This window comes from Methylophilus sp. Leaf408 (assembly GCF_916856905.1).
Lineage (GTDB): Bacteria > Pseudomonadota > Gammaproteobacteria > Burkholderiales > Methylophilaceae > Methylophilus.
The window spans coordinates 1380018-1393798 of record NZ_CAKASK010000001.1; the positions used below are offsets into that span (position 1 = coordinate 1380018).

The 13781-nt window shown below is 49.8% G+C and carries 14 protein-coding genes; 7 read left to right on the forward strand and 7 right to left on the reverse strand.

Annotation, left to right across the window (positions count from 1 at the left end):
- Window positions 1-124: 124 nt before the first annotated feature.
- From sucC to LPA26_RS06380, 7 genes are all read left to right on the forward strand, one after another.
- Complete coding sequence (gene sucC / locus LPA26_RS06350) at window positions 125-1294, forward strand: ADP-forming succinate--CoA ligase subunit beta (protein ID WP_229007721.1); 1170 nt, start codon at window positions 125-127, stop codon at window positions 1292-1294.
- 2 nt (window positions 1295-1296) lie between these two features.
- A complete protein-coding gene (gene sucD, locus LPA26_RS06355; protein WP_055826224.1) occupies window positions 1297-2178 on the forward strand; it encodes a succinate--CoA ligase subunit alpha in 882 nt (293 codons plus the stop codon).
- 165 nt (window positions 2179-2343) lie between these two features.
- Window positions 2344-3249, forward strand: a complete 906-nt coding sequence (locus LPA26_RS06360) for an ankyrin repeat domain-containing protein (RefSeq protein ID WP_082504804.1) — start codon at window positions 2344-2346, stop codon at window positions 3247-3249.
- 11 nt (window positions 3250-3260) lie between these two features.
- A complete protein-coding gene (locus LPA26_RS06365; RefSeq protein ID WP_229007723.1) occupies window positions 3261-4862 on the forward strand; it encodes an NAD+ synthase in 1602 nt (533 codons plus the stop codon).
- A 97-nt stretch (window positions 4863-4959) separates the two neighbouring features.
- Complete coding sequence (locus LPA26_RS06370) at window positions 4960-5298, forward strand: P-II family nitrogen regulator (protein ID WP_055826229.1); 339 nt, start codon at window positions 4960-4962, stop codon at window positions 5296-5298.
- A gap of 69 nt (window positions 5299-5367) precedes the next feature.
- Window positions 5368-5712: a DMT family protein gene (locus LPA26_RS06375; RefSeq protein ID WP_055826230.1), complete on the forward strand. Its 345-nt coding sequence runs from the start codon at window positions 5368-5370 to the stop codon at window positions 5710-5712.
- A gap of 132 nt (window positions 5713-5844) precedes the next feature.
- On the forward strand, window positions 5845-6336 hold the full coding sequence (locus LPA26_RS06380) for an FxDxF family PEP-CTERM protein (RefSeq protein WP_229007724.1): 492 nt from the start codon (window positions 5845-5847) through the stop codon (window positions 6334-6336).
- An 84-nt stretch (window positions 6337-6420) separates the two neighbouring features.
- On the opposite strand, the gene kdsB is transcribed toward LPA26_RS06380, so the two are convergent.
- From kdsB to LPA26_RS06415, 7 genes are all read right to left on the reverse strand, one after another.
- Entirely contained in the window at window positions 6421-7164 is a 744-nt protein-coding gene (gene kdsB / locus LPA26_RS06385) for a 3-deoxy-manno-octulosonate cytidylyltransferase (protein WP_229007725.1), read from the reverse strand.
- 9 nt (window positions 7165-7173) lie between these two features.
- Complete coding sequence (locus LPA26_RS06390) at window positions 7174-7356, reverse strand: Trm112 family protein (protein ID WP_055826237.1); 183 nt, start codon at window positions 7354-7356, stop codon at window positions 7174-7176.
- Between the two features lies 1 nt (window position 7357).
- A complete protein-coding gene (gene lpxK, locus LPA26_RS06395) occupies window positions 7358-8371 on the reverse strand; it encodes a tetraacyldisaccharide 4'-kinase (RefSeq protein ID WP_229007726.1) in 1014 nt (337 codons plus the stop codon).
- A complete protein-coding gene (msbA, locus tag LPA26_RS06400; protein WP_229007727.1) occupies window positions 8371-10125 on the reverse strand; it encodes a lipid A export permease/ATP-binding protein MsbA in 1755 nt (584 codons plus the stop codon). The genes lpxK and msbA overlap by 1 nt, the downstream gene beginning before the upstream one ends.
- Window positions 10126-10211: 86 nt before the next feature.
- The gene (locus tag LPA26_RS06405; protein ID WP_055826243.1) at window positions 10212-10640 is read right to left on the reverse strand and encodes a biopolymer transporter ExbD; all 429 of its coding nucleotides are present in this window, start codon (window positions 10638-10640) and stop codon (window positions 10212-10214) included.
- Between the two features lie 36 nt (window positions 10641-10676).
- Window positions 10677-11282, reverse strand: a complete 606-nt coding sequence (locus tag LPA26_RS06410; RefSeq protein WP_055867744.1) for a MotA/TolQ/ExbB proton channel family protein — start codon at window positions 11280-11282, stop codon at window positions 10677-10679.
- An 84-nt stretch (window positions 11283-11366) separates the two neighbouring features.
- Window positions 11367-13775, reverse strand: a complete 2409-nt coding sequence (locus tag LPA26_RS06415; RefSeq protein ID WP_229007728.1) for a DNA internalization-related competence protein ComEC/Rec2 — start codon at window positions 13773-13775, stop codon at window positions 11367-11369.
- Between the last annotated feature and the right edge of the window lie 6 nt (window positions 13776-13781).

A 13781-nucleotide genomic window follows, 5' to 3' on the forward strand; every position in this document is an offset into this window, starting at 1 on the left:
GTATAGCCAATACCGCACTTTAGCCAGAAAACCGCACTTGGGTGCGGTTTTTTTGTTTGCAGCCTAGCTTTGAGTGGGTATTTGCGCGAAAATAACAGCTTAATCATAAAAACAGTTTATTTTCATGAATCTGCACGAATATCAGGCTAAACAATTACTGCAAAAGTATGGTTTGGTCACTCCCGCCGGCCTGGTTGTCCAATCCGAAGAAGCTGCTGCAGCCGCCACCAAAGAACTGGGTGGTGAAGCCTGGGTGGTGAAAGCCCAGGTACATGCCGGAGGCCGTGGTAAAGCTGGTGGCGTAAAGGTCGTGAAATCGGCCCTGGAAGCGCAAACAATGGCTGGTGGCCTGCTCGGCAAACACCTCGTCACCTACCAGAATGCACCTGATGGGCAGCCTGTACATCAGGTGCTGGTGGAGCAGACATTGCCGATTGCGCAAGAACTGTATCTCTCAATGCTGGTAGACCGCAGCCTGGAACGTGTGGTCATGGTCGCCTCCAGTGCAGGCGGTATGGATATTGAAGAAATCGCAGCTACCCAGCCAGACAAAATTCTGCAGGAAATCTGTGACCCGCTGAATGGCCTGGTCGATTACCAGGCGCGTAACCTCGCGTTTGGCCTAGGCTTAAGTGGTGACCAGATTGCGGCTTTCACCAAACTGGCCAAAGGCCTGTACAAATTATTCAAGGATAACGATCTATCCCTGCTGGAAATCAACCCGCTGGTGGTGACCACCGAAGGAAAACTGGTCGCGCTCGATTGCAAGATGACCGTTGATGATAACGCGCTCTATCGTCAGAAACCGTTTGCGGAAATTCGCGACTGGTCACAGGATGACGCCAAGGAAGCTGAAGCGCATCACAGCGGACTGAATTACATTGCACTGAATGGGAACATCGGCTGTATGGTGAATGGCGCCGGCTTGGCGATGGCAACCATGGACCTGATCAAGCTACATGGCGGCATGCCGGCTAACTTCCTGGATGTCGGCGGCGGTGCCACGGCGGAAACCGTGACCAAGGCATTCAAAATTATCCTGGCAGACCAGAACGTAAAAGCCATCCTGGTGAATATTTTCGGCGGCATTATGCGCTGCGACATCATTGCGACCGGCATTATCACTGCCGTGAAAGAAGTAGGCATGACTATTCCGGTCGTCGTTCGACTGGAAGGCACCAATGTGGAGCTGGGTAAACAAATGTTGCGCGAAAGCGGCCTGAATATTATTTCGGCAGAAGGCCTGACCGATGGGGCAAAACAAGCAGTTAAAGCAGTAAGTGAAGGTGTGTAGTCATGGCAATTTTAGTCGATAAAAATACCAAAGTATTGTGCCAGGGCTTTACCGGTAAACAGGGCACATTCCATTCTGAACAAGCCTTGGCTTACGGCACTCAAATGGTCGGTGGCGTGACACCGGGCAAAGGTGGCCAGCTTCATTTAAACCTCCCGGTGTTTAACACCATGCGCGAAGCGGTCAAAGAAACCCAGGCAAATGCCAGCGTGATTTATGTACCACCGCCATTTGCTGCTGACTCTATCCTTGAGGCTGCAGATGCCGGCATAGCACTGATTGTGTGTATCACTGAGGGTATTCCGGTGCTGGATATGCTGAATGTGAAAGCAGCCTTGCTTGCTAACGGCACCCGACTGATTGGCCCCAATTGCCCTGGCGTGATTACGCCGGATGAATGCAAAATCGGCATTATGCCGGGCAGCATCCATCAACGCGGCAAGGTTGGCGTGGTTTCCAGGTCTGGCACATTGACTTATGAAGCGGTACATCAAACCTCTGCGCTTGGATTAGGCCAGACGACCTGTGTCGGCATTGGTGGCGACCCGATCAAAGGCCTGAACTTTATTGATTGTCTGGCACTCTTCCAGAATGACCCGGAAACCGAAGCGATTATCATGGTGGGGGAAATTGGTGGTAGCGATGAAGAGGCCGCGGCTGACTTTATCAAACACCATGTGACCAAACCAGTGGCGGCTTATATTGCCGGGTTGACTGCCCCTAAAGGTAAACGCATGGGCCATGCAGGTGCCATTATCTCCGGCGGTTCTGGCCGTGCTGAAGACAAAATCACAGCGTTGGAAGCCGCAGGCTGTGTGGTAGCTGATTCACCTGCAGGCCTGGGTGAAGCGGTATTGGCGGCGATTCAACGTGCTGCAAAATAATTGTTTGGAGATAGCATGAAGCGTATTGCGCGGACGACTTATTGGACCAGTTTGTTGTTATGTGGCACCGTACTGTTGCTAGGTTTGTCCTTGACCGCTGAAGCTGCAAGCAAAAAAAAGAGTAAAGCCAGCCCCGACGAAGCGACCATAGTCGATAAATCAGCCATGGATGCGCCGCCGGTAGACGCCAGCGCAAACATTTCCTATCTGCTGATTGCATCCTCCAAAGGAGATGTCGCAACGGTAAAAGCGTTGCTCAAAAGCGGCGCTAATCCCAACGTCACCGATGCAGAAAAAATAACACCTATCATGTATGCCGCGCGTAAAAACCAGGCAGAAGTCATACGTGTCTTATTGGAAAGTGGTGCCAGTATCAATGCCAAAGACCAGGGTGGCTGGACTGCGCTGATGTTTGCCGCCAAGAAAAACAATATTGATGCCGTGAAAGTATTGCTGGATAAAGGCGCTGATGTAAAAGTCCGTGATCCGGATGGATGGAGTGCGCTTGGCCTGGCGGCGACTTCAGGCTACAGTGATCTGGTCGGCATGATCATCGCGAAAGGTTTTGATGCCAATGTGCGCGCCAGTGATGGCAAAACAGTGCTGATGTATGCAGCTAAAAGTGGCAGCGTGCCTACTATCACCGCGATTCTTAAAAACGGCGCTGATCCTAACCTGAAAGATAAGCTCGGCACTACTGCGTTAATGATCGCAGCCCGCGAAGGCTTTACGCCTGCGGTGATCTCCTTGCTCGAACAAGGTGCAAAAATTGATGAAGAAGATGAACACGAATGGACAGCGTTGACCTGGGCGGTTAAAAAAGACCAGAAGGATGTCGCCAAAGCTTTGCTGGAGCGCAAGGCGGATATTGATCATCAGGATAGCGAAGGCACACCGCTACTACATTTGGCCGTCAGCAATAATTCACCCGACATGGCGGACTTGCTCCTTAAACACGGTGCCAATGTCAAAACGCGCGACCAGTACGGCCTGACTGCTTATGTCTATGCTTTAAAAGCGCAAAACCCGGCCATGGTCGAACTGATTAAAGCCGCAGGTGGCAAATACTGAATGTCCGCTGCATGAAACTCGCCATAGCCCAAATGAACAGCATGGTTGGTGCCATGCAACAAAATGCTGAACATATACTGGAACGCGCCAACTTGGCCTATGCCGAAGGCGCGCGGCTGCTGCTGACCCCTGAACTCTCACTGTGCGGATATCCGCCGGAAGATTTACTATTCAGGCAGGATTTTTACGAGGCGAATCAACGTGCATTGCATTGGCTGGAACAGCAGTTGCCAAGCGATATGGCAGTGGTGATTGGTCACCCTCAGGAAATTGCTGGCAACCGCTACAACGCGGCTTCCGTGATCCATTCAAAACGTATTCAGGCTACTTACCATAAGCATCACCTGCCCAATTACAATGTGTTTGATGAAGAACGTTATTTTGAAGCGGGCGAGCTACCAGTGGTGTTTGAATGGCAAGGCACGCGTTATGGCATTTTAATCTGTGCAGATATCTGGGAACCGGCGCCCGCACTGCAATCCTTGCAGGCAGATGCGCAAGTCTTGCTGGTGATTAATGCATCCCCCTATCACATGTACAAGCAACTCACTCGCTACCAGGTTTTGCGAGACCGTATCCGCGAAACCGGCCTGCCGATCATTTACGCGAATATGGTGGGGGGACAGGATGAACTGGTGTTTGATGGTGGCTCATTCGCTATGAACAATCACGGCGAGCTCATGCAAGAATTACCGATGTTTGAAGATAAGCTGAGCTATGTGTTACTGGAAAACAACCAACCGGTTGCTACGACACTTGAGACGCATCCGCCATTAGAAGCGACGGTTTATCAAGCTTTGCAATTAGGCTTAAAAGATTACGTCAATAAAAACCGTTTCCCTGGTGTGGTGCTGGGTTTATCTGGTGGCATTGACTCTGCGCTGACACTGGCAATCGCGGTCGATGCATTGGGTAAGCAACGTGTGAAAGCAGTGATGATGCCTTCGGAATTCACTGCAGATATCAGCATTGACGATGCCGCAGAAATGGCCAGACTGCTGGATGTGGAATATAGTGTGTTGCCGATCAAACCTTTATTCAATGGCTTTTGTCAGACACTGGCTGAAGAGTTTACTGGCAAGGCATTTGATACCACTGAAGAAAACTTGCAGGCGCGTATCCGAGGCATGTTACTGATGGCGATCAGCAATAAATTCGGCAATATGGTGATTACCACCGGCAATAAATCAGAAACAGCAGTTGGCTACAGCACCCTGTATGGTGACATGGCGGGTGGTTTTGCGTTAATCAAGGATGTGCCTAAAACGCTAGTTTATAAACTCGCCCGCTACCGCAATAGTCTCGGCCAAGTCATTCCAGAGAGAATTATCACACGTCCCCCAAGTGCCGAATTACGTGCTGACCAAACCGACCAGGATAGTTTGCCGGCCTATGAAATACTGGATGCGATTATGGAAGCTTATGCCGAGAAAGACCTCAGCATTGAAGATATTATCCAACAAGGCTATGCAAGGGCAGACGTCGAGCGAGTGACCCGCCTGATAGACAGAAACGAATATAAACGCAGGCAGGCTGCAGTGGGGGTGCGTATCACTGAGCGTGGATTCGGCAAAGACCGACGTTACCCGATCACCTGCAACTTATCATTTTAGTTTTACAAATTAATTACTCAGTCATTCAGTAACCATGGCATTTGAATTAAAAGCAGCGGTTGCGTAGAATGTTTTAAAAATTAATCACGGAGCACTTATGAAAAAACTAGAAGCCGTCATCAAACCATTCAAACTAGACGAAGTGCGCGAGGCCTTATCAGAAATTGGTGTCAACGGACTAACCGTCACAGAAGTCAAAGGATTTGGACGTCAGAAAGGCCATACCGAGCTTTACCGTGGTGCGGAATATGTGGTGGACTTTCTGCCAAAAATCAAAGTAGAAGTTGTCCTGGCAGAAAACATGCTGGATAACGCGATCGAAGCGATTATCAAGGCTGCGCACACCGGCAAGATCGGTGATGGCAAGATTTTTGTAACTTCGGTAGAGCAAGTGATTCGTATCAGAACCGGTGAAACAGGCGAAGCCGCTATTTAAGCCAAATTACTTTATTGCCATGGCAACTTTGACCTGAAGTTGCCATTCTTACTTCCTACAGGAAAACCAATGAGTTTTACCCTCCTTAAAACCATTGTACTGCTTAGCATTTCCAACCTGTTTATGCTGTTTGCCTGGTATGGCCATCTCAAAAACCTGAATAGCAAACCCTGGATCATCGCCGCCCTGATTAGCTGGGGTATCGCCCTGATTGAGTACTTGTTCCAGGTACCGGCCAATCGCATAGGATTCACACAATTAAACCTGGCGCAACTTAAAATCCTGCAGGAAGTGATTACACTGGTGATCTTTGTACCGTTTGCCATTTTCTATATGCAACAGCCGCTGAAGTGGGATTATCTTTGGGCAGGCTTGTGCATCATGGGTGCGGTATACTTTATTTTCCGCCATTGACTTTCGCCAGCGGCTTACCAGCGTTCTACATGCTCATTGACCCTAACGGGCTATTTCATTTAATAGTCCGCATCCTTATGATTGCCACATTAACAAATCCAAATAACCAATCTTAATCAGGGAAAAAATATCATGAAAAAATTACTTGCCGCAGCGTTGTTGTTAGCCAGTACTTCCGTTTTTGCTACCACCACTACATTTAGTGGCTATGACCAGCCAGGTACAAGCAATTCAAAAACCACCAAAATCAGTATTTCTTATCTGGATGGTAGTTTTGACCTGTCAGGCGTATTGGATCCTAGCTTCAGATTGATTAATGAGCATAACTCAGGTTTCTATAACGGTTTAACTCTGATTAGCGATGCGGATGATACTTTTACATACTCTCCTATCATTTTCCCTTTGCACGATTTTGACCTGACAAGATACACATTCAGCTTCTCAAATCTGGCTGCTGGTACTTACACATTGCAATTCAACCTGATTGCAGGTGGTCACTACAATGGTAGCTACACTATTTCGCCAGTCACCATTCCAGTACCGGAGCCAGAAACTTATGGCATGATGCTAGTAGGCCTGGGCCTGATGGGTACCATTGCACTGCGCCGCCAGAAAAACCGCTAGTTTTTAGCTTTAGTCTTAAATAAAAAGCCTCAATTAATGAGGCTTTTTTTATTGCTCGCAAAACTGAATAACGTTTTAGCATGCCTATGATTGCATGGCAAAAATCTGTCGTACCGCTTCTAAATCGGCGGCGGTATCCACGCCACTGGCCGGTGCGTTCTCAGTCACTGTCACAGCCACCTGGTAACCATGGTATAACACGCGCAACTGTTCCAGACTCTCAATCTTTTCAAGGGCAGTGGCTGGTAAACTGGCATATTGCTTAAGAAAACCAACGCGATAGGCATAGATACCAATGTGCCTATGGGCGATTAACTGCTCGCGGAATTCTGCATCACGTGGATAAGGAATAGGCGCGCGACTGAAGTACAGCGCCTGGTTGTGAACATTTAACACCACTTTGACGATATTGGGATTCTCAAAAGCTGCGCCGTCATGAATGGGATGGCAAGCCGTTGCCATGACTGCTTGCGTATCTTTGGCCAAAGCCTGTGCGACCTCATTGATCAATATCGGATCTATTAGCGGCTCATCGCCTTGTACATTCACCACAATCGTCTCATCGGGCCAGCCCATTTTTTGGACGACCTCGGCAATCCGGTCAGTGCCTGAAAGATGATCTTCACGTGTCATCACTGAGGCAAATCCAAACTGTTCGGCCACCTGTGTAATGGGAGTGTGGTCAGTTGCAATCACCACTTCGCCTGCCTGGCTTTTATTAGCCTGGATAGCTACCTGGATTACCATAGGTTTGCCGGCAATATCCAGCAAAGGCTTACCCGGCAGGCGGCTACTGGCAAAACGGGCAGGAATAACCACTTTAAACATGCGTCTGCCCTACTCTGTGTATTCGTGTTCTTCCAAACGGCGGGCTTCGTCTTCCAGCATGACCGGAATGCCATCACGCACCGGATAGGCCAGGCGGGCCGACCTGGAGATTAATTCCTGTTTTTGTTTGTCGTATACCAGCGGCCCTTTGGTGACCGGACAGACCAGAATTTCCAGTAATTTGGGATTCATTTTAAATTTCCTTCGCGTTTTTTAGCAGGCCCAATACGCAGCCTGCCAAGGTTTGCTGATGTCCTATTGGTGTCAGTTCGGCAGTCACCGGTAGAAACCAGGCATTGTTTAAATCAAGATGTCGACATTTTACGGCATCTTTCTCGGTCATCAGTAGGGTTTTGCCTGCCGCATCCTGAAAATCTTGTCTGGTATATGCATAATGGTCGGCAAAAACTCTCGTCTCAAATACCAGCCCCATTGCAATCAGTGAGTCGAAAAACCTGTGCGGATGTCCTATTCCTGCTATAGCTAACAACGGTTTCTGTTTCAATGCCTGCGCTGGGATTCGACTTGAAAAATCAGAAACAGCCGTCCACTCACCGGCTTGCAAAGATTGTTGAAAACAAGGTTGTTCGAGGGGGACGATTGGTGATTGCCCGGTCTCAACGATCACATCAACTTTTTGCAGGCGGCTCAGGGATTCGCGCAATGGTCCAGCAGGTAATAAACGACCATTACCCAGGCCATGCGGACGCTGCACAACTGCAATTTCAATATCCCGCTGCAAAGCATAATGCTGAAGGCCATCATCACATATTAGGACATCTGTTTGCGGATACGCCTGTAATAAAGCCCGGCCACTTTCTGCACGTAGCGGGTGCACCCACACCGGGCACGCAGTCCGCTGCGCGATCAGCACCGGCTCATCACCATATTCAGCAGGCATACTGGTTGGGGTGACTTTGCCAGTGTGCTGCCCCCCATATCCGCGACTCAAAATACCCGGATGGTAGCCAGCCGCCCGTAAAGCATTGGCGAGATAAATGACCAGTGGAGTTTTGCCTACGCCACCTACTGAAATATTGCCCACCACAATAACGGGAACTGGCAGCTTGCTGCTGGAAAACAATCCAGCTCGATATAGCGCTCTGCGCAAGGCGGCCAGGCTTGCGAACAGCCAGGTTAATGGCAACAGCAGGCATTGCGCCCAGCCTTTATATTGCCACTGCTGTTCAAACCATCTGCGCCACATTAATCGTCTTTAAACTCTTTGTGATAGAGCTTGTTGTAGTATCCGTTCAGCGCCAGCAGCTCTTGATGTGAACCGGTTTCAATAATTTTTCCGTGATCCATTACGAAAATCCGGTCAGCATTTTCAACAGTGCTCAGCCGGTGCGCAATCACAATAGTCGTCCGGTTCTGCATCAATCTATCCAGCGCATTTTGCACATGCAATTCAGACTCGCTATCCAGTGCAGAGGTTGCCTCATCCAGCAATAGTATCGGCGCATTTTTAAGGATAGCTCGCGCAATGGCAATGCGTTGTCGTTGACCGCCAGATAAACGCACGCCTCTATCGCCTATTTCACTTTGCAAGCCAAGCGGCATGTGCTCGATAAATTCCCAGGCGTTGGCAGCTTTGGCTGCTGAGATCACTTCTTCTTCGCTGGCGTTACGCAACGCACCATAGGCGATGTTGTTGAAAATGGTGTCGTTAAATAATACGATATCCTGGCTCACCAGTGAAAACTGGGCACGCAGACTATTCAACTGGTAATCGCGCACATTCACACCATCAAGTGATACTGTTCCCTCTTGTACTTCGTAAAAACGCGGCAACAGGTTGACCAATGTTGTTTTGCCACTGCCGGAGCGGCCAACCAGCGCTACTTTTTCACCGGCGCGCACATCAAAACTAAGCTGGTTTAATGCACTTTTCTTAGCCTGGGGGTAACGCACAGTCACGTCCTTAAAGCTTAGCTCTCCCCGCGCATGCGCAATGCGGTAGTCGCCACTTTCACGCTCGTTATCCAGATCCATCAGCTCGAATACACTTTGCGCAGCTGCCAGGCCAACCTGTACATCTTCATTTGCGGCAGTAATATGTTTAATGGGAGCAATCAGCATCAGTAAGGCACCTACAAAAGCGGCAAATTCACCCACCGTGAACTGACCCAAGGCGTAGTAAACCACCAGGCCTAAAGCGACTGCGGATAAAATTTCAATCACAAAGCTATTCAGGCCGGAGATTCTGGCAGTGCGTAATTCCAGTGTGCGATTTTTTGCGACTACATTAGCAAATCGCTCATTCTCAAAGGCTTGCGCGCCAAAAATCTTGACGATACGCTGGGCTGAAATCGCTTCTTCAGCCGTTTTGGTGATTTCGCCCACCGCTTCCTGGACTTTTTTAGCATTGGCACGTAATTTTGGCGTTGAGCGCGCGAGATACATACCCATCAATGGCGCCACCGCAGCAAACACCAGCGTCAGCTTCCAGTCCAGGTAGAGCATGTAAGCGACCAGCCCGATGACCGTCAGCACGTCGCGTAAAACATTCAACGCTGAGCGGGTAACTACGTTGGAAAGACGTTCAATGTCGTAAGTGAGTTTTGAAACTAACAATCCGTTGGAATTGGCATCAAAGAAACTGACAGGCAGCATCAATAACTTGGAAAACACCTGGTTGCGTAATATCTCAACTACGCGCCGCGCAACAATACGCAAGCTATACGATGAAAAGAACCCTGCCAGGGCGCGAATAGCCATCAGGCCAAACAGCATTAATGGCAATAGCAGCATTTCCTGTGCAGACTCTTTTACAAACCCATCGTCAGTGATTTTTTTAATCAATGCCAGAAATGCGGTGTTACTGGTAGAGAGGACAGCGGTTGCCACCATAGAGACCAAGAAATGGAATTTAAATTGCCAGGCATAAGCAATCAACCGGCGGTATAACTGGCCGGGGTTAATGATTTTATTCTGCTCAGATTTCTGTCTACGGGACATGCAAATTCTCGGATACTATAAACAAATAGCCCGCCAAAGTTGACGGGCTTGTTTGCAGGCAATCACAGCAAGCTGCAACTCACACATTAATGCGAGTTTACCTGTGTTGCAAAGGTAATATGGGTGTAATTCGCCATGCGCGAGGCTTCCATAATATTAATAACCGACTGATGCGTGGCTTTTGCATCCGCGTTAATAATGATGGTTGGCTCTTTACCGGCCGGGCCACTGGCAGCTGCTTGGGTTAATGCGTTCGACAAATCCGCGACTACCGCACCATTAGCCTCTTTACCGTTTACCAGGTAACGGCCACTGGCATCGACTTCAACCGTAATCGTCAATGGTTTTTCCTGCGGCGAACTGGCATCCGCGGTAGGTAAATTGATTTGCAGTTCACTGGTACGTGAAAAGGTGGCACTGACGATCAGGAAGATAATAATCACCAGCAACACATCAATCAGTGGAATAAAGTTAATTTCCAACTCTTCATCGCGGACACCACGCTTGAAATTCATAAATTGCCTTAGCCTTGTATCTTGACTGTGATCAGCTTAATTGCGATCGCCATGAATAATTTCAACCAACTTGATGGCTTGCTGCTCCATATCCACCAGGAAACCGTCTATTTTACTGCGGAAATAGCGGTAGGCAATCATGGCTGGCACAGCGACCACAATACCAGCGGCCGTGTTGTACAGTGCCACTGAAATACCGCGTGCGAACTGGGCCACATCGTGACCGCTGTTGGTAAACGAACCAAACAGTTCTACCATACCAATCACAGTACCCAGCAAGCCGAGCAATGGGGCGACAGTAGCGATTGTGCCCAGGGTTGGCAAATACTGTTCCAGCTTGTGTGCGACGGCACGGCCGGTTTCTTCAATCGCTTCTTTTGTGATTTCACGGGAGTTACCGATATTGGCAAGTGCGCTGGCGAACACTTTTCCTAACAGGGAGTGGGCTTCCAGGCGGCTTAAGGTTTCACGGGTGATGCCACCTTGCTTAAGCCAGTTTTGTACTTCAGGCAATAATTGATCAGGAGTGACGACCGATGCGCGCAAGGCCCAGGAACGCTCCACAATAATCGCCAGTGCAATGACTGAAGCAATAACCAGAGGCCAGATTGGCCATCCGGCCGCTAAAATGATTTCCCACACAGCAAACACTCCAGTTGTTTTTAAACTTCCGCTACTTTAGCGTTAACCAGCCTTAAGGGCAAGTTTTGTCCAGTATCTGCGCCGTTACAATTCCCAGTAATGCGGTTCTATTTGCCGCCAGCGTTTGACTACTGGCGCCTGGCCTGATAAGAAATCAATCAAGATGGCGCCATCGTTGTCTGATCGCAATATTGTTGTCTCGATTGCTTGATAACGTGAAATCACCTCCGGTTTGGGATGACCGAAGCGGTTAAGGTAACCGACAGTGGCGATGGCAATCGCAGGTTTGGTCGCATTAACAAAGCCGATGGTGGAAGAAGTTTTACTGCCATGATGAGGCATGGTCATCACGGTTGTCGCTAACTGATCCGGTTCGGATGCCAGTAAGCGGCGTTCGGCTTCCTTCTCGATATCACCCGTCAGCAGCAAGCTACCATGAGGTGATTTGACTTGAAGCACGCAACTTTTATCATTATCTTTTAAATCTGTATCGGTGTTTTTTTCGGGTGACAGCATGCGGAAACTAATATTATCCCACTGCCATTGCTGACCCTGATAACACGGTTGCGGCCGCAAAACTGGCGGATTCGGTAAGGTTTGAATTTGTTTGAAAAAATCAGACGCCGGCGTTAGCGAGCTTAGAAAATTATCGACCGATACGCCTGCCAGCACTGAAGCCATACCGCCAGAATGATCATTATCATCGTGAGAAATGACTACTGCATCCAGATGACTCACCCCCAAATGGCGTAAATAAGGAAGTACGATGCGCTGACCGGCATCGCTTTCTTCATTATAAGCAGGCCCGGCGTCATACAGCATAGTATGGTGAGCGGTTTGCACCAGCACACTGAGTCCTTGCCCGACATCCAGCACCGTTACCCGCATTTGACCAGGCTGCAATGCGACTTGCGTAGGTAATAAGAGTGGAAGCCACAACAATAGCCCGGCCCAGCGCAACGGCCAGCCACGCGGCATTAACCAGACCAGCATGCCTGCCATCGCCAGCAGCCAGGCCCAGATCGGTGGCGTGGATAAATAGCAGACCGCGCCCGGCAGTTGGCGTAACCAGTGCAATCCATGTGCGCACCATTCCCACAGAGTAGCGGACAGGTGTAACAAAAAGTCGAGCGGCAGTATAGCGCCAGCGATGGCAAGCGGCACGATAGCCAGGCTCACAATGGGAATGGCCAAACCATTCGCCAGTGGTGAAATCAGCGAAAGCTGATTAAAAAGTAAAATAAGTACCGGCACAAATGCCAGCGTGATCACCCACTGGGTTTGCAATGCACTTTGCCACCAGCGCGCGGGCCGTAACCGGCCACTCATGGCAAAAGCCAGAATAGCCACCGCGCCAAATGATAGCCAAAATCCGGGTGCCATTACCGCCCAGGGATCCACCACTAACACCACCCACACCGCGGCACTCAATACCCATGAAAAAGGCAATCGCTGCTTGAGGCTAAGCATGACGATCATGGTCAGCAGCATCAATAATGTACGTTCGGTGGGGATTGAAAAGCCGGCCAGGGCAGAATAGGCAATCGCCACCAGCGCACCACCGACCCCTGCCGCCAGCCTTGACGGTATTCGCAATGCCAGGCGTGGGCGCAATCGCCAGGCCCAGCCGGTAAGCAGATATCCCATAGACGCCAGCATGGTGATATGTAGCCCTGAAATGCTGATGAGATGATTGATGCCAGTATCCACAAACAGCTGCCAGTCTGCCCGAGCAATCCGGCTATCATCGCCGATCACTAACGCCCGCAATACAGCGCTTTGCGGGGTCGTTCCCAACACTTTTTCAATGCGATTACCGACAGCAGCACGCCAATGAGCAATAAGTGCCGATGGTTTCCACACTAGTCTTTGCAATCGGAGCATAGGTGTTTTGCTCACAATGGCCCCACTAGCGCCGATGTTATTAGACAGGCACCACGCCGCATAATCAAAGCCATGCGGGTTTCTGGTGGCATGCGGGCGCTTTAGCCTGACACTCCATTGCCAGCGCTCTCCTGCCTGCAAGGTCGGTAACACGGACGATGGTTTGGCTGACTCGCCACGATAGGATTGATGATAGAGATGCAACCTTACCCGCTTAGGCATGGGGCAATCTGCCGTGAAACTGCGCTCAACAGCAAAATCCACATGTTGCCCGCGGGCATCACGTTCAGGCACACTGACAATCACGCCTTGTACAGCAATGACCTGTTGCTCGCAGTCTGAGGGTAGTTGCGTTTGCAGGCGGTCCCATGCACGCAGTTGCGCCCAGGCAAACCCGAGTGCAGCAATCAATACAATAATGAATAGTTTACGGAAGGTATGTTGATAAGGAATATGCCTGGCGGCTATCACCTGATTGCCATAGGCTAACCACCCGATGAGGATTAAGGCTGCCAGCCAGCCCAGCCATGCACTGAGTGACCACAGATGCGGTTGTTGCTGAAACAGCCACACACCAAACAACAACCCGACTGTGGCGCCCGGCAGCATGGTATG

Excerpts from the sequence above, each read along its gene's own strand:
- sucC (WP_229007721.1), top strand. The coding sequence starts at position 125 with ATGAATCTGCACGAATATCAGGCTAAACAATTACTGCAAAAGTATGGT.
- sucD (WP_055826224.1), top strand. The coding sequence starts at position 1,297 with ATGGCAATTTTAGTCGATAAAAATACCAAAGTATTGTGCCAGGGCTTT.
- LPA26_RS06360 (WP_082504804.1), top strand. The coding sequence starts at position 2,344 with ATGGATGCGCCGCCGGTAGACGCCAGCGCAAACATTTCCTATCTGCTG.
- LPA26_RS06365 (WP_229007723.1), top strand. The coding sequence starts at position 3,261 with ATGAAACTCGCCATAGCCCAAATGAACAGCATGGTTGGTGCCATGCAA.
- LPA26_RS06370 (WP_055826229.1), top strand. The coding sequence starts at position 4,960 with ATGAAAAAACTAGAAGCCGTCATCAAACCATTCAAACTAGACGAAGTG.
- LPA26_RS06375 (WP_055826230.1), top strand. The coding sequence starts at position 5,368 with ATGAGTTTTACCCTCCTTAAAACCATTGTACTGCTTAGCATTTCCAAC.
- LPA26_RS06380 (WP_229007724.1), top strand. The coding sequence starts at position 5,845 with ATGAAAAAATTACTTGCCGCAGCGTTGTTGTTAGCCAGTACTTCCGTT.
- kdsB (WP_229007725.1), bottom strand. The coding sequence starts at position 7,164 with ATGTTTAAAGTGGTTATTCCTGCCCGTTTTGCCAGTAGCCGCCTGCCG.
- LPA26_RS06390 (WP_055826237.1), bottom strand. The coding sequence starts at position 7,356 with ATGAATCCCAAATTACTGGAAATTCTGGTCTGTCCGGTCACCAAAGGG.
- lpxK (WP_229007726.1), bottom strand. The coding sequence starts at position 8,371 with ATGTGGCGCAGATGGTTTGAACAGCAGTGGCAATATAAAGGCTGGGCG.
- msbA (WP_229007727.1), bottom strand. The coding sequence starts at position 10,125 with ATGTCCCGTAGACAGAAATCTGAGCAGAATAAAATCATTAACCCCGGC.
- LPA26_RS06405 (WP_055826243.1), bottom strand. The coding sequence starts at position 10,640 with ATGAATTTCAAGCGTGGTGTCCGCGATGAAGAGTTGGAAATTAACTTT.
- LPA26_RS06415 (WP_229007728.1), bottom strand. The coding sequence starts at position 13,775 with ATGCTGCCGGGCGCCACAGTCGGGTTGTTGTTTGGTGTGTGGCTGTTT.